Consider the following 16,027-nt stretch of genomic DNA (forward strand, 5'->3'; position numbering starts at 1 on the left):
AAACTAATCTATTTCATTGGAAATTCCTACAATCGACTCGTTGATCATACCAACAAAAAAAGTCTAAGCTAATCAACTACCGCTCAGAATAATGGCTTGCATTATCTCGACTGGCTAACCGATTAACTTAGACTTTTATTATATTTAGACCGTCTTGTCATCAAAACGCACGAAAACGAGCTCGTCGTTGTGCAATTAGTGTCTCCGTGTCCAATTGCATTAATGCATTAATTTCATGGCCTAACTTTTCTTGAAGGCCTTTATAAAGTTTCAATTTATTTCGATTCTCAGGAATTATGGCATCAACAACTTGCTTTGCAAGTAATGTATTTGCCGTTAAGCCCATCATTTCTGCGGCTTCATCAGCACGTTTCGCGTCTTTCCAAAGAATCGCCGCAAAACCTTCAGGTGATAGGATCGAATAAGTCGCATTTTCAAACATCCATAATCGATCCGTTGTCGCAAGTGCCAAGGCACCGCCAGATCCACCTTCTCCATAAATAATGGCAATCATTGGAACGGATAATGACATACTAGCTAAAATGCTTTGCGCAATAGCAGCGCCTTGACCCTGATCCTCAGCCGTTTTACCTGGGAATGCCCCTGGTGTATTAATTAGCGTAATAATTGGCCGGTGAAATTTTTCCGCCTGTTTCATCAGACGTAATGCTTTCCGATAACCCCATGGTTCAGGCGAACCATTTCGTTTATTAATTTTGTCATTAATATCTAACCCTTTATCAATTGCAATGACAGTTACCGCTTGCCCCTGTAAACGTCCAATACCACCAATAATAGCCGGATCGTCGCCAGCCAAACGATCGCCATGCAGTTCGACGAACTCATCAAAAATGCCTTGAATTAATTCTTCTGCATGATACGTATCTTCTCGTGATTTTTTGACCACCTGTGCGGCTGTCTTTTCTCGATTAAATAAAGCCATTAGATTTTCTCCTTCGTATGGAAGCCAATCAATGTCATCAACATCGACTTTAATTCACGTCGATCAACGACCGCATCAATAAAGCCATTTTCTAAGACGGTTTCAGCGCGCTGAAAATCACTTGGCAATTTCTCATGAATGGTTTGTTCAATCACCCGGCGACCAGCAAATCCAATTAGTGCATGTGGTTCAGCTAAAGTAATATCGCCGTCATTTGCAAACGATGCGGTGACACCGCCAGTCGTGGGATCGGTAATGACAACGATAAACAATAATCCTGCTTCTTGATGGGCGGCAATGACAGCCGACGTTTTTGCCATCTGCATCAATGACTGGATACCTTCTTGCATCCGTGCACCACCTGATGCTGTAAACAAAACAACTGGTAGGCTTTTTTGAGTTGCCGTTTCAAATAAACGCGCAATTTTCTCACCAGTTATCACGCCTAATGACCCCATAATAAAGTATGAGTCCATAATACCAAGCGCAATTTTTTCTTGACCAAGTTTTGCGAGCCCAGTTAGAACCGAATCATTTAAATCAGTTTGTTGTCGCGCCCGATCTAGTTTAGCTTGATATCCTGGAAAATCGTCTGGTGGCAAAACTAAATCGGCATCCAATTCAATGAATTCGTCCGTCAACAATGCCACGCGCTCATGCGCTTGGAGCCGAAATCCATACGCACAATTAGGACAAACACGTTCTCGTCCTAACTGTTTTGAATAAATTTGTGCCCCACAATATGGGCAAGCTAAAAATAGACCATCTGGTATCTGATTATTTAATTGCGCATTCCGTTTCAACTTGGGTGCTGGGTGATCATTACTTTGATTATTGAATAAATCCATCTCCGCCCCCTAATTCCGTCAATGGTTGCGTTTTTTGCCAACGAGGCAAGAAACTTTCCTCTAAGTAGCGCGTATCAAAATCACCACGTCCTACTTGTGGATCACGCAAAAGCGCGGCCTGAAAATCCGCACTAGTTTGCACACCATAAACGACCAATTCATCTAAAACACGTTGCATTTTAACAATCACCTGCTGACGTGTCGCACTATGCACTAAAAGTTTTGCAATCATTGAATCATAAAATGGTTGCACTCTATCACCACTATATAGCGCTGTATCAATTCGAATACCTGGTCCACCAGTTGGTAAGAACAAGAAGTTTATTTCACCTGCTGAAGGTGCAAAATTACGCTCTGGAATTTCGGCCGTTAACCGGACTTCCATCGCGTAGCCATTTAATTGAACATCCGCCTGTGTTAATGGTAAATGTTCTCCTGCAGCTACTTCAATCTGCATTCTAATTAAATCCAAACCAGTAACCATTTCTGTTACTGGATGTTCAACTTGAATCCGTGTATTCATCTCCATGAAATAAAAATGGCCGTCAGAATCTTGTAAAAACTCGAATGTACCGGTGTTTTCATAATTAATTGCATTCGCCGCTTTAGTGGCGATCTCGCCCAGTTGACGTCGCATATCTTCTGTCACGCCAATTGCTGGTGATTCTTCAAGTACTTTTTGATTATTCCTTTGCAGTGAACAATTACGCTCTGGAAAATACACTGTTTGTCCAAACTGGTCACGCATAATTTGCATCTCAATATGTCTCACATTAGTCATCACTTTTTCAATGTACATGTGATCATCCCCAAAAGATGCTTTTGCCTCATTTTGAGCATCAGAAAATTTATCAAATAATTCCTTTTCATTGTAGACAAAACGCATACCTTTACCACCGCCACCTGCAGCAGCTTTAATTAGTAAAGGATAACCGATTCGTGCTGCAACAGCTCGTGCATCATCCCGACTTTTAATAAAACCATCGGATCCTGGAATCACTGGTACACCAGCTTGACGCATGGATTCACGTGCATTTGCCTTATTTCCCATCAACTCAATCACTTGTGGACTTGGACCAACCCACTTCAATCCAACAGCTTCAACCATCTCAACAAACAATTCGTTTTCAGCTAAAAAACCATAGCCGGGATGAATAGCCTCAGCACCAGTTAACAGTGCCGCACTCAAGATATTTTTCATATTTAAATAACTATCTTTTGCACGTGGTCCACCAATCGCAATTTTTTCATCTGCTAACTTGACATGCAAACTATCTTTATCGGCAGTTGAATAAACTGCAACTGACTGAATGCCCATTTCTTTCAGCGTTCGAATAATCCGAACTGCTATTTCACCACGATTTGCAACTAATACTTTTTTGAACAATTTAATCACCAATAATAAACGTCAAGTCAGCAGTCGTTACCTTCTTATCGCCAACATATGCAACGCCCTTCCCTTGACCAATTGGCCCACGCATACGGTCCAGGGTCACTTCTAATCGCAGCTGATCACCTGGTCGAACCATTTGCCGATAACGCGCTTTCTTAATTCCCCCAAAATAAGCAGTTTTCCCTTTAAATTCAGGCATTGACAATAACGCAACTGCACCAGTTTGCGCCAGCGCCTCCACGGTTAAAGCACCAGGAAATGTGGGGTTATTTGGAAAATGACCTAAAAACACTTCTTCATTAATCGAAATATTCTTCTTTGCAACACATTTCACGCCCGGTTCAAGTTCTTCGACCGTGTCCAATAAGAGCATTGGATAACGATGCGGCAAAATTGCCATTATATCAGTTGTGTTTAAAATTGTCATCTCACCACGACCTACCCTTCTTCTGTGACCAAAAACAATGGCTTGTCAAAATCTACCACTTCTTCTTCTTCGACTAAAATTTCAGTAATCACGCCCGACACTTCAGACTTAACTGGCGTCATTAACTTCATCGCCTCAATAATGGCAACTTGCTCACCAACTGCCACGTGATCCCCAACTTGTTTAAATGCTGCGGCATCGGGCTTAGCTTTTAAGTAAACCGTCCCAACTAGTGGTGCCTTAATGGCGCTTGTTGGTTTTGCAGGTTTGTCCATTGGATTGACTTTCACTTCATCAGATACAGGGTCTACTGTTGGTTCACTAGTTAACCCAGTGGACATTGCCGCTAATTGTTCATTTTTACTCAAATGAAGGTGAAAATCACCATCATCGATACGCAACTCTCGCAATGATGATTGTTCCAATTCCGCCATTAATTGACGAATCTCTGAAAAATCCAAGCTCATTTTAATTCTCCCATTTTTTAAAGATTATCGCGGCGTTATGCCCACCAAATCCATAATTCGCACTCAAAACATATTTTGGATCGACTTGCTTATTTTCAGCATCAACTAATAATGCGTCCATAGTATCCGGATCTTGGTTTGTTAAGCCAACATTTTCAGGCAAATAATGCTTCTCAAAGGCGCCAATTGCAGCAATGGCTTCAATCGCACCCGCTGCGCCCAAAAGATGACCAGTCATACCTTTTGTCGAAGACGTCAATACGCCCCGCGGTCCAAAGGTCAATGCTAAAGCCTTTGCTTCGGCTGCATCGTTTGCGCCGGTTGCCGTTCCATGCGCATTTACGTAATCAATATCTGCTGGTTCTAATTGCGCATCATCAATCGCTAATTGCATCGCACCCGCTGGACCAGAACCGTCTGGTGTTGGACTCGTTAGATGATACGCGTCAGAATTCGCACCATATCCAACGACCTCAGCAATAATCTTTGCACCGCGTGCTGTTGCATGCGCCAAAGATTCTAAGATTAGAACACCAGCCCCTTCACCCATTACAAAGCCATGCCGATTAACATCAAACGGTGTCGATGCTTGTAATGGATCTGTTGCCGTTGATAAAGCTGTTAATGCCGCGAATCCAGCAATCCCAATTTCATTAATGGTACCTTCAGTCCCACCTGTAATCATCATATCATTTAAACCATGTTTAATTCTTAAATATGATTCACCGATGGCATTTGTTGCAGATGCACACGCTGTTGAAATTGTATAATTGACTCCCTGTGCGCCATATCGAAGTGACACATTACCTGAGGCCATATTTGGAATGCCATTGGGCACGAATAGTGGGCTAACACGCTGTGGCCCTTTTTGATTCATTTTAATGACATTATCTTGAATTGTTGTTAAACCACCGATACCATTACCTAAGACCACACCAACTCTTGCTGGATTTTTAAACCCATCTTTTAATCCTGCTTGTTCAAGCGCTTCACCTGCCGCATGAACACCATATTGCGCAAAAATATCCATTTTCCGAGCTTCACGTTTCCCCACACGCTCAGCTGGATCATACCCTTTCACTTCACCAGCGACCGTAATGCCCGTTTCACTGGCGTCAAAGTGTGTGATTGGTGCAATCCCAACTTGATTAGAATAGATGCCGTCCAAAAAGTCTTGTACATTATTGCCAAGTGGTGTAATCGCACCCATACCTGTAATTACGACTCGTGTCATATCTATCTCCATTTCATTATACGTTATTCATAGGCTTATTCAGTTGCAATATTTCTGATTCATCTGTTAAATATACAAACCACCATCAACAGTTATTGTTTGTCCAGTAATATAATCATTTCGAGTTAAGAAAAGAACTGTTTGTGCGATTTCATCCACATGGCCATAGCGTTTTAATGGAATATTTGTCAAAATTGTCTCACGTTGCGCCTCCGATAATGCGTTTGTCATATCAGATTCAATCATACCTGGCGCAATCGCATTCACTCGAATGCCTTTTGTCGCCCCTTCACGAGCCAACGACTTGGTCAAGCCAATAATACCAGCCTTTGAAGCCGCATAATTAGCTTGGCCAATATTGCCCATCAACCCAATAATTGAACTTAAATTAATAATGACGCCTTGTTTCTTTTTACGCATTTGTTTGAAGACTGGTTGTGTGACATTAAAAGTACCATTTAAATTCACATTAATGACCTGAGCAAAATCTTCTGAACGCATTGTTGCCGGTTTATCATTGGTCATACCAGCATTGTTAATTAAAATATCTATTTGTGTGCCTTGTTGATAGAGGTTGTTTATCTCATTTTGAATCAATTCAGCGTTTGAAATGTCACCTGTAATATATGGCATATCCTTTGAGAATTGGGCTAAAATTTCTGCCGATGGTATTTGGCGACCATGCAAGATAACTTTTGCCCCTGCTAAATCAAAGGCTTTAGCAATTGCCAACCCAATTCCTCGGACTGATCCAGTAATTAAAACTGTTTTTCCTTCAATTTCCATGCCTATTTCCCCTCCGTTAACAACAATGTTCGCACTTGTTGAAATGAGACTAAGTCATTGACTGCATATCGCTTAATTTCTTTCCCAACAACTTTTTTCGCAAATTTGCTCAAAGTATCACTGGGGCCCAGTTCAATCAATGTATCAACACCTTGATCAATCATCGCCTGTAAAGCTTGTGCAAAATACGTTGGATGGGTCATCTGTTTTTCTAGCGTTGGCAAGACTCCTGAAAACGGTTGTCCTGTAGTATTTGAAAATACAATCTTGTCAGAAGCCATAACTTTCTCATGGCTTAATCTTTGTTTTAATTTTTCAGCTGCTGTTGCTAGGAGTGGCGTATGAAATGCGCCGGCAACCGGCAACTCGACCATTCGTGAAATTCCTAATTGAGACAGTTGTTCAACTGCTACATCTACATCTGTAGCCACACCACCAATTACCAATTGACTAAATGTATTAAAATTTGCTGGATAAACGCGCTTACCTTGTGCTTGAAGTTGAGTTAACAGGTTAACAATCTGGGACTGATTATCACTCATCACAGCAACCATTTTGCCAGGTTGGGTCTCACCAGCATCTTGCATATAGCGGCCACGATCGGCCAAAATGGCAACTGACTGTTCAAAATTAAAAATTTGTGCCGCTGTTAACGCTGAATATTCGCCCAAACTCAGTCCCAAAAGGTAGTTTGGCTGCGAAAGCCCTTCAAAAAGTGCTTGATAAATACCGACACTCATCGTCATAATTGCGGGTTGTGCGAAAGCCGTTTGCTGAATGCGATTCGCATTGCCACATACATCAGCCATTAAATCATAGCCCAGAACTTGATTTGCACGCTGAACATATGCTTGATAAACAGGTAAATTGTCAAACAAATCTTGTCCCATACCAACTGTCTGTGCGCCCTGCCCACTCATTAAAATCCCAATTTTCACAGTCTTATTCCCTTACTTTCGATTTAATAATGACTCAGCCTGTGTCCATATATCGGCCATCACTTCAGCAACTGGTTTGATTTCATGAATCATTCCGGCAATTTGACCAGCCATAAAGGCACCGTTATCTTTATCACCATCAACGACAGCATTTCGAAGTGTCCCATTTTCTAATTCTTCACGTTGCTCAGGTGTTAATGCTGGCTGTGAAATTAATTCTCGTTCTTTTTTGACAAAGTTTTTTGACATTTTAGTTTTTAAAACTCTGGCCCGATTGCCAATCAATTCACCCGTTACAATTGTATCGACGTCTTTTGCTTTTAAGACCGCATTTTTGAAATTATCATGAATTTCTGATTCATTGGTTGCTAGGAAACGAGTCCCCATTTGCACACCGTTTGCACCCAACATATAAGCTGCTGCAACACCACGGCCATCCGCCATACCACCAGCTGCAATAACTGGAATCGATACAGCGTCCACGACTTGAGGCACTAGCGTCATAGTGGTCAAGCTTCCGATGTGCCCACCAGATTCCATTCCTTCTGCAACCACGGCGTCAACACCTTTTTTTTCCATCATTCGGGCCATAGCAACTGAGGGAACAACAGGAATGACAATAATATCATGTGCATGTAATTCATCGATAAAAGGCGACGGATCACCCGCTCCTGTGGCCACAACCTTGACACCTTCTTCGATGATGACATCAAATACTTCCCGAATATGCCACGACATAAGCATCACATTGACACCAAATGGCTTATCAGTAATTTCACGCGCCCGATGAATCTCACGACGAACATCCTCTGCATGCCAATAGCCCGTACCAATGATACCAAGCCCACCAGCTTCCGATACTGCGCCGGCTAAAGCACCAGTTCCGGCCCACGCCATCCCGCCTTGAATAATAGGATACTTCATCCCTAACTTCTCAAACAACGGATTCGTTAAATTCACGCTCATATACCTTTTTCCTTTTCTTCATTTCAACCCATGTCATATTGATAAGATGCTTTCATGACACATTTTATGTTTTACTGGCACAACATATGTCATGAAGTCACCTTATCCAGGGACTTTATTTATCATTTATCACTTACTACTTACTTATTAACTTGTTCAGCAATTTTAGCAACTAAATCTTCTACAGTTGCTACATTTTCAGTGGCTTCAAGTTTGATATCAAAGTCATCCTCAACGCGATTAAGCACTTCAAACAGATCCAACGAATCAGCGTCAATATCTTCGGCCATATTCGTTGTCATCTCAACTTCACTTGCTTCTAAGTCAAATTGATCCATTAAAATTTCTTGTACTTTTTCAAAAATTACTTCATTTGTCATTATTTAATCCTCTTTCTTTTCTCTCATTAATTTATAGTTTTATAATCATTGCTCCGGCGGTTAGACCACCACCAAAGCCTGCTAAGGCAATTAATTGACCTTCATGTATCTGACGTTGCTCAAATAGTTCCGTCAAAACAATTCCAATACTAGCCGCACTTGTATTACCATAAGCCATCATATTCATCGGGAATTTCTCAATTGACTGACCAAAACGTTTAGCGATTGATTCAATAATCCGTCGATTAGCTTGATGTAATATAAACACATCAATATCGTCAGCAGTTAGGTGTGCTTTCGACAAAGCATCATTAAGCACATTTGGCACCTCCCGAGTTGCAAAACCATAGACTGCACGTCCATCCATGTGAAAAAAAGAATCACCTGATGTTATCGTACCCAATAAATTTTGGTTAGGAAATTCACCCGCAGTCAACGCATCCGATTGTGCACCGTATGCTTTCAAAGACTCGCTCATAATTCGACTGGGCGTTTGTGTCCGCTCAAGTAAAATACCTGCTGCGCCATCTCCAAATAGCACAGCCACTGATCGATCCTGCCAATCAACTAACTTACTCAAAACTTCCGCACCAATCAAAATACCACGCTGATATTGTGTCGACAAAAGTGCATTGGCAACAGATAAACCATATACAAACCCTGAGCAAGCAGCATCTAGATCAAAAGCGAATGCATGATTTGCACCAATAGCGCCTTGTACTTTTGCCGCCACACTCGGCGTCAAAGTATCAGGTGACATCGTACTCACAATCACAAAGTCCAGTGTGGATACATCAATCTGATTTTTTTCAACTAATTGCTTGGCCACATCAATTGCCAAATCACTGGTATTTTCAGTAGTCACTATGTGACGCTGATGAATACCCGTTCGGGAATAAATCCAGTCATCAGAGGTATCTAACTGTTGCGCTAATTCATCATTTGTCACAATACGTTTTGGAATTGATTTGGCAAAACCTGAAATTCTAATATGTTCCATCTATGTCTCCACACCCACTGCTCATTCAACTAATTGATGTAAATATGCCTGTAATGCCATCACGGCTGTCTGAATCGTTCCCGTATCCTTCTGTTCAACTTGATCGAATAATGCATGTGTCAACCCACGATGGAATGCATCATGTGCACGATTCACAATTCGGCCTTTATGAGTCAGTTTAATCATTACCAAGCGCCGATCCGTTTCATCGCGATGACGCTCAACATAACCCTTTTTTACTAATTTATCGATTGCACTCGTCATTGTACTAGGCGTCACATGAACAATTTCAGCCAATTTTGAAGCTGGGACATCATTCTTACCATCAATAGCAGCAATGATATGCATATCTTTAATCGTAATATCATTAAATTCTGATTCACGAAGTGAGGCTTCCTCAATCCACATCACATTATTAAAAACGTCAACAAGTGCTTCATTAACCAATTCAAAGGAATATTCTTTTTCTTTTGTCATAGCATTAATTTTAGCGATTCTATTTGTCCTCTGGTGCAACTACAAACATTAGTGTCGCTTTGGTTGCAATCTTTCCAGCAACAATTGCTTCAACATCAACCGTTCCCATATTGCCCCTGACTGCACCTAATTTGACATGTAATTCTAGGACGTCTCCTGGTCGTACCATTTGTTTAAATTTCGCATTATCAATGCCTGTCATGTATGCTGTTTTACCTGTAAACTGCGGCGACTTCAAAATTAAAATTGACGCAGCCTGAGCCAGTGATTCAATAATCAATACGCCAGGCATTACCGGATTTCCTGGAAAATGGCCTTGAAAGAATTGTTCATTAATTGTGACATTTTTTATTGCAACTAATGATTCATCTGGGACCATCTCGATGACTTGATCCATATACAATATCGGATAGCGATTAGGAATAATGGCCATAATTTCTGTTGTTGTAAGAACTGCCATAATCAACCTCCTTTCTAAATATGTTTCGGTTATCGAAATATCCGATAGACTAATAATAATAAAATCAAAATAATTTGTCAATTAATCATTTAATCTTTTCAATGACATGCACATTCATATCAATATCAATTAACTAAAAAGCAACCCATGCAAAAGAACAGCAACTATTCACCTCAAATCAGTACCAAACACTTACTATCATCATAAATAAGAGGTATGAATAAATGGTGATAGCTAAGTAAATAGTTTTAAACAAAAAAGACTTACCAATATGAAGTAAGTCTTTCTTTCGTTTGATTCTAGTTATTCAAGACCTTCCACCAATGCCTCTGGGAAGTTATCACGAATAATTTGTGCTTCGTGTGCTGACAACATAGGAAAAGCTGAATCCGCCCCTAAGTCAGTATGGTACATACGATCACGAGGCGACATCTCACCAGCCGCCCGAGTAACTCGAATCTGATAACCATCAAAACTAGCAACCGTATCATCCGCCTCTTCCACATGCATCAATGTCAGTTGTGACACCAACAGCGTTACCCGAACATTTTGGTGCAAACTATCGATTAGTTTAGCTTGGTCATCAGTCAAATATAATGTTACCGCTGCTTCAGCTGGTTTTCCAATCAATTCATTATTTCGTGCTACTTCCAGTGCCTTATTAACAGCATCGCGTACGGTCATAAATTTTGTCCAATTAGCAATTAAATCAGTGGTATCACCAAGATCCTCAACCGTTGCCATGCCAGTTAAATAAGCAAAATCGCCTGTTTCGAATGGTAAATATTCAAAAATTTCTTCAGCCGTATGTGGTAAGATTGGCAACAACAATTTTGTCATATCAACTAACATTTTATACAACACAGTTTGAACTGAGCGTCGCAAATCACCATTTGGTGCTTCAACATACAAAACATCCTTATTAAAGTCCAGATAGAATGCTGACAAATCAACGTTGATAAAGTTCATCATTAACTTATTGACCGTCTGGAAATCAAATTGGTCGTAGGCGTTTTTAACATCACGAACCAACTCATTGAATCGTGCATAGAAATATTGATCTACCGGTGTCAAATCCTTGAAAGCAACTTGATTTTCATTTGGATTGAAATCAGCGGTATTGGCCAATAAGAAGCGCATTGTGTTACGAATTTTACGATATGCCTCCGCTGTCTGTTTGAAGCCAGCCATTGAAACACGAACATCTTGAGAGGTATCAACTGATGATACCCACAAGCGAATGATTTCTGCACCCATTTCTTTTGCCACATCGTTTGGTGAAATGATATTTCCCAGTGACTTTGACATCTTCTCGCCTTGGCCATCAAGCGTAAATCCTTGTGACAAAATTTGCTTATATGGTGCCTGTCCAGTCGCTGCAACTGAAGTAATCAGTGATGAATTAAACCAACCACGATATTGATCTGAGCCTTCCAAATATAAATCAGCGGGGAAGCTTAAATCATCACGGGCAGCCAAGACACCTTGATGCGAAGTACCTGAATCAAACCAAACATCCATGATATCTAATTCTTTGGTGAAAATACCATTTGGTGAATGGCTATTCGTATAACCCTCTGGCAATAATTCTTTAGCTTCCTTTTCAAACCAATAGGTTGATCCATGTTCTGCAAACAATTCAGCGACATGCTCAATTGTCTCAGGCTCCATAATTGGCGTACCATCTTCAGCATAAAAGATTGGCAAAGGCACTCCCCAAACGCGTTGACGTGAAATGACCCAGTCACCACGATCCTTTAGCATATTATACAGACGTTTCTTACCCCATTCAGGTGAAAATGAGACTTGATCTAATTCATTCAACAAATCATCCCTAAAGGATTGAATTGAGGCAAACCATTGTGGCACTGCTCGGTAGATAACCGGCTTTTTTGTACGCCAATCAAACGGATATGAGTGAGTGATGTCTTCTTGTTTAAGTAAAACACCTAAATCGGCTAATTTTTTCAATGAAATCGCATTAGCGTCTTCATAGAAAACACCCGCAAAATCTTCGCCTGCTTCTGGCAACATTTTTCCCTGATAATCAACCGGTACGGCTACTTCTAAGCCGTACTTTTGACCAACAAAGAAATCATCTTCACCAAATCCTGGTGCGGTATGCACTAATCCTGTTCCTGCATCTAGTGTCACGAAATCAGCTAACATCACCAATAATGAGACATCATCATAAAATGGGTGTTGAGCAGTAATGTACTCTAAATCTTTTCCTTCAAATTCAGCCAGTACAGTATACTCGTCCCAACCAAACATTTCAGCATCTTTGGCTAACAATTCGGTTGCAATAATATACTTCTTATCTGAACCCTTTGATTGAACTTGACTATATTTAAAGTTGGCATTAACAGAAATACCACGTGAACCAGGAATCGTCCAAGGCGTTGTTGTCCAAACAACAAAGTAAGTATCTGTATCAAGTTTACCTTGACCGTCTTTAACCTGTTCAGCATAAAATGCAGTTGGTGAAGTCACATCATGGTATTCAATTTCAGACATCGCGAGGGCTGATTCTGATGACCATGACCAGAAAACAGGTTTCTTACCTTTATAGATATAACCCTTTTTGACCATTTCACCGAAAACTCGCACCTGCGCCGCTTCAAACTCAGGTAATAATGTCAAATATGGGTGATCCCAATCCGCTGAAACACCTAAGCGCTTAAAGTCAGCCATCTGGGTTTTAACTTGCTTACGCGCAAATTCTTCGGCCATCTTTCGCCAAACAACGGGGCCAACCGCCTTGCGATCCTTTCCCATTTTTGTCAATTGTTGCTCAATTGGCAACCCATGTGTATCCCAGCCAGGAACGTATGGTGCACGGAAGCCATTCATTGACTTATATCGAACAATGATATCTTTTGAAATTTTATTCATCGCATGTCCGATATGAATATTACCATTGGCATATGGTGGCCCATCATGAAGCATGAAGGTAGGCTTACCTGCATTCAATTTTTGACGCGCTTCGTACACTTTGTTTTCAAACCAAATGTTCTCACGTTGGGCTTCAGTTGTTGGCAAATTACCTCGCATAGGAAATTTTGTTTTTCCAATGTTCAATGTTTCTTTAATTTTCATATTCCAATCATCCTTTCAAATGACTAACATTCGGTTTATCCGACGACATTAAAAGATCAAAAAACCGCGCTGACGCAAATGCATCAGTGCGGGACGTCTATAACAACGTGGTACCACCCGAATTCACCCATCACTGGGTCTCAATTTGGTATTAACTTTAATTTTTTGCTGATAAGTATTACTGTTTGAACTTTCCTGGCTCACACCATCTCCAGGTCGCTTTAAAGTATCATTAATACCGTTTGGTCAAAAAATATTATCGACAAGCCACCATCAATCCTAATTCAAAAACTTGTCACTTTCAGAATCTGCCTCAGGGAAAACAACAACTGTCTCAGAAGCATTTTCCGCTTGTTCCTTTTCAGAAAACTCAGCTAATTTAGCTTGAACAGCAGCTTCAAATTCTTCTTCACTCAAAGCAGATGAGTCAGGCGTGCTTGTTTTCTCAATCTGTGCTGCTTCCTTGTTGTTATTAGCCTCAGTCGTTGCTTCCGCCGGTGCTAATTTTTCAGCAGCAACGGCAACATCGGTCCAATTGTGGTCACCATTAACCAAATCAATTTGATTTTGTAGCATACCAGTCAATTTTGCTTTGAAGCCAGCCATTTCTTGAGTTAACGCTTCTTTCTCAGACTTTAACTTAGCAATTTCTGCGGCAGATGCTGCCTCAGTTTGCGCTGCTTCTTCGTTAGCAGTTGTCACAATCGTATTCGCCTTAGCAGTTGCATCTAAGACCGTTTGTTGTGCTTGTTCTTCTGCTTGGTTTCTTGTGGCTTCAACTTCAGCTTCAGTTTGCTTCTTCAAACGCTCTGCAGCCTCTTGGGCAATTAGGATTGATGAGTTAACTGATTGCTTCATATCTTCAACTTGTTTAACATTGGCTTCTGATTCAGCCAACTTTGTTTTCAAAGTTTGATTTTCATTAATCAATGTTTCAAAATCAATCACAACTTGATCCAAAAAGTCATTAACTTCTGTCTTATCAAATCCGCGTCCACGACTAGTGAACTCTTTTGAATGAATTTCTTGTGGTGTAAGTGTCATACAATTAACCTCTTCCTATTTCCTTATAACAGCAAGTATAATTCGCCATTTTTCTTTTTTAGTTAATCCATTTTCTGCTAGTAATTTCAAACGTCCAAATTGACGCACTGAAACTAAATCGTCAATGGCTAACACATAGTCGGGGCGCCGAATTTCAGCCCAATTGACCCGAACTTTCCCATGCTCAATTAACTCTTTTGCATGCGTTCTAGATATATTATACCCATTTGCCACAATAATATCCAATCGAAGTGATGAAACTGTCTTTTCGATCGTTTCCCACACTTCATTTCGGATAATCAAATCTTGCTGATTAATGGCCAGCATTCGAACTTTTGTTCGACCAATATGCGTTAAAGTTGCAAGAATGTACCTGCTCATCGGGTTGTCACCATCAGTTGCCAAACACCTTGGTCATTGGAAACAATATCACCAATACTGTCACGCTCAATACCAGCATGCATTAACGCCCCTAAAATTGTACTATGATGTAGCACGGAAAATTTAATTGGATAATTTATTTGTAGGGCCTGCATGTCATAATCGGTAGGCGTCGGCTCATAATAAGCAGGGAATAATACAGCGCGTTGATTCTCTGCGTCCAAAAAGCCACCTGACATTTGCATTTTTACCGTATCCTGGGCATTAATTAAGGTCGTTAAAATATATTGTTGCCGTGGATTAAGAAAATTCGTTGCCACTAAGCGGTATTCATCCTCGACTTGACGGATTAAAGCCACTGCGAAATCAATAAAAGAGGCCTCGTCTGGACGAAAATGTTGTTTCACATTATCAGCCATAGCGCTGCCTCCTTCTTTTTAGTAAATAAATAATATTTGGGCCAACATTCGAATTCCCATTTCTGCTGCTTGCAAAACCAACAGCGCGATTAGTGGTGAGAAATCAATCATGCCAGTCCTTGGCATGATTCGCCGAATCGGATTGACCAAGATACTTGCCACACTATTAACCCAGCGTCCTAGCGGCGATTGACTAGCACCGGGTAACCATGACATTAATGCAGAAATAACAATAATAAGTTCTAATCCTTGGATCAGATAATGTAGTAAAGCAATGATTAAATTCATACAATCTCCAGATTAATTACTAAATGCATTACCTAAATTTTGAGAGATAGTGCCTGAAATTTCAAAATTATGTGGTGCAGCTAGGAAAATTGATTCTCCAATACGTTGCACACTACCATCGACTGCTTGTGCTGCTCCCGCTAGGTAATCGACGATTCGCATTGATTGCGCATTGTCAATTGAACTAAAATTTACCAAGGCCGCATTACCGCCAAGAATTTCATTAACAATTTCTTTGACATCTGAATAAATGCGAGGTTCAAAAACGACAATCTTTGCCGCTTCTCCTTGACGAGCCGCATCCATTGCTAAAACATTAGCTCGTTTGTTAGCTTTTGGCCGTGACTCTGTTTGTGGTTGACTCACATTTTCTTGATTGTCAAACGTGGCGTCATCATTTTCATAATAGCCTTGTGACGAGGCACTATATTCATAATCATCTTCGTCTGAATTAAAAAACTTTTTAAACGTGTCCAT

Annotated in this window: 19 protein-coding genes; all 19 read right to left on the reverse strand. The window is 40.6% G+C overall.

Going from position 1 to position 16,027, the window contains the following annotated elements:
* Positions 1-160 precede the first annotated feature (160 nt).
* The 19 genes from accA to H9L19_RS01260 all read right to left on the reverse strand — a co-directional run bounded on the left by accA (position 161) and on the right by H9L19_RS01260 (position 16,027).
* The gene (accA, locus tag H9L19_RS08360) at positions 161-943 is read right to left on the reverse strand and encodes a carboxyltransferase subunit alpha (protein ID WP_187529373.1); all 783 of its coding nucleotides are present in this window, start codon (positions 941-943) and stop codon (positions 161-163) included.
* Positions 943-1,791 carry an acetyl-CoA carboxylase carboxyltransferase subunit beta gene (locus H9L19_RS08365; RefSeq protein WP_187529374.1) on the reverse strand — a complete coding sequence of 283 codons (849 nt, stop codon included), beginning with the start codon at positions 1,789-1,791 and terminating at the stop codon, positions 943-945. Before H9L19_RS08365 ends, accA begins: the two co-directional genes overlap by 1 nt.
* A complete protein-coding gene (gene accC / locus H9L19_RS01185; protein WP_187529375.1) occupies positions 1,775-3,178 on the reverse strand; it encodes an acetyl-CoA carboxylase biotin carboxylase subunit in 1,404 nt (467 codons plus the stop codon). The genes H9L19_RS08365 and accC overlap by 17 nt, the downstream gene beginning before the upstream one ends.
* A 1-nt stretch (position 3,179) precedes the next feature.
* On the reverse strand, positions 3,180-3,611 hold the full coding sequence (gene fabZ, locus H9L19_RS01190; RefSeq protein WP_187529376.1) for a 3-hydroxyacyl-ACP dehydratase FabZ: 432 nt from the start codon (positions 3,609-3,611) through the stop codon (positions 3,180-3,182).
* An 11-nt stretch (positions 3,612-3,622) separates the two neighbouring features.
* Positions 3,623-4,078 (reverse strand): acetyl-CoA carboxylase biotin carboxyl carrier protein, encoded by a 456-nt coding sequence (locus H9L19_RS01195; protein ID WP_187529377.1) that lies wholly within the window; start codon positions 4,076-4,078, stop codon positions 3,623-3,625.
* Between the two features lies 1 nt (position 4,079).
* The gene (fabF, locus tag H9L19_RS01200) at positions 4,080-5,312 is read right to left on the reverse strand and encodes a beta-ketoacyl-ACP synthase II (protein WP_187529378.1); all 1,233 of its coding nucleotides are present in this window, start codon (positions 5,310-5,312) and stop codon (positions 4,080-4,082) included.
* A gap of 66 nt (positions 5,313-5,378) precedes the next feature.
* Positions 5,379-6,098 (reverse strand): 3-oxoacyl-ACP reductase family protein, encoded by a 720-nt coding sequence (locus H9L19_RS01205; RefSeq protein WP_187529379.1) that lies wholly within the window; start codon positions 6,096-6,098, stop codon positions 5,379-5,381.
* Between the two features lie 2 nt (positions 6,099-6,100).
* Positions 6,101-7,036, reverse strand: a complete 936-nt coding sequence (locus H9L19_RS01210) for an ACP S-malonyltransferase (RefSeq protein WP_187529380.1) — start codon at positions 7,034-7,036, stop codon at positions 6,101-6,103.
* Between the two features lie 12 nt (positions 7,037-7,048).
* A complete protein-coding gene (locus H9L19_RS01215; protein ID WP_187529381.1) occupies positions 7,049-8,002 on the reverse strand; it encodes a nitronate monooxygenase in 954 nt (317 codons plus the stop codon).
* A gap of 140 nt (positions 8,003-8,142) precedes the next feature.
* Positions 8,143-8,382 (reverse strand): acyl carrier protein, encoded by a 240-nt coding sequence (locus H9L19_RS01220; RefSeq protein WP_187529382.1) that lies wholly within the window; start codon positions 8,380-8,382, stop codon positions 8,143-8,145.
* Positions 8,383-8,413: 31 nt separating this feature from the next.
* Positions 8,414-9,382 carry a beta-ketoacyl-ACP synthase III gene (locus H9L19_RS01225; protein WP_187529383.1) on the reverse strand — a complete coding sequence of 323 codons (969 nt, stop codon included), beginning with the start codon at positions 9,380-9,382 and terminating at the stop codon, positions 8,414-8,416.
* A 21-nt stretch (positions 9,383-9,403) separates the two neighbouring features.
* On the reverse strand, positions 9,404-9,859 hold the full coding sequence (locus H9L19_RS01230; protein ID WP_187529384.1) for a MarR family winged helix-turn-helix transcriptional regulator: 456 nt from the start codon (positions 9,857-9,859) through the stop codon (positions 9,404-9,406).
* 19 nt (positions 9,860-9,878) lie between these two features.
* Entirely contained in the window at positions 9,879-10,319 is a 441-nt protein-coding gene (gene fabZ / locus H9L19_RS01235) for a 3-hydroxyacyl-ACP dehydratase FabZ (protein ID WP_187529385.1), read from the reverse strand.
* Between the two features lie 303 nt (positions 10,320-10,622).
* Positions 10,623-13,418, reverse strand: a complete 2,796-nt coding sequence (ileS, locus tag H9L19_RS01240; protein WP_187529386.1) for an isoleucine--tRNA ligase — start codon at positions 13,416-13,418, stop codon at positions 10,623-10,625.
* A gap of 279 nt (positions 13,419-13,697) precedes the next feature.
* The gene (locus tag H9L19_RS01245) at positions 13,698-14,462 is read right to left on the reverse strand and encodes a DivIVA domain-containing protein (protein ID WP_187529387.1); all 765 of its coding nucleotides are present in this window, start codon (positions 14,460-14,462) and stop codon (positions 13,698-13,700) included.
* Positions 14,463-14,477: 15 nt separating this feature from the next.
* Positions 14,478-14,843, reverse strand: coding sequence for a S4 domain-containing protein (locus H9L19_RS08245; protein WP_243198188.1), 366 nt, complete (start codon positions 14,841-14,843; stop codon positions 14,478-14,480).
* Positions 14,840-15,262 (reverse strand): YlmH/Sll1252 family protein, encoded by a 423-nt coding sequence (locus H9L19_RS08250; protein ID WP_243198189.1) that lies wholly within the window; start codon positions 15,260-15,262, stop codon positions 14,840-14,842. The genes H9L19_RS08245 and H9L19_RS08250 overlap by 4 nt, the downstream gene beginning before the upstream one ends.
* An 18-nt stretch (positions 15,263-15,280) precedes the next feature.
* Complete coding sequence (locus tag H9L19_RS01255) at positions 15,281-15,550, reverse strand: YggT family protein (RefSeq protein WP_187529388.1); 270 nt, start codon at positions 15,548-15,550, stop codon at positions 15,281-15,283.
* A 12-nt stretch (positions 15,551-15,562) separates the two neighbouring features.
* A complete protein-coding gene (locus H9L19_RS01260; protein WP_243198190.1) occupies positions 15,563-16,027 on the reverse strand; it encodes a cell division protein SepF in 465 nt (154 codons plus the stop codon).

This window comes from Weissella diestrammenae (genome assembly GCF_014397255.1).
GTDB classification, from domain to species: domain Bacteria; phylum Bacillota; class Bacilli; order Lactobacillales; family Lactobacillaceae; genus Weissella; species Weissella diestrammenae.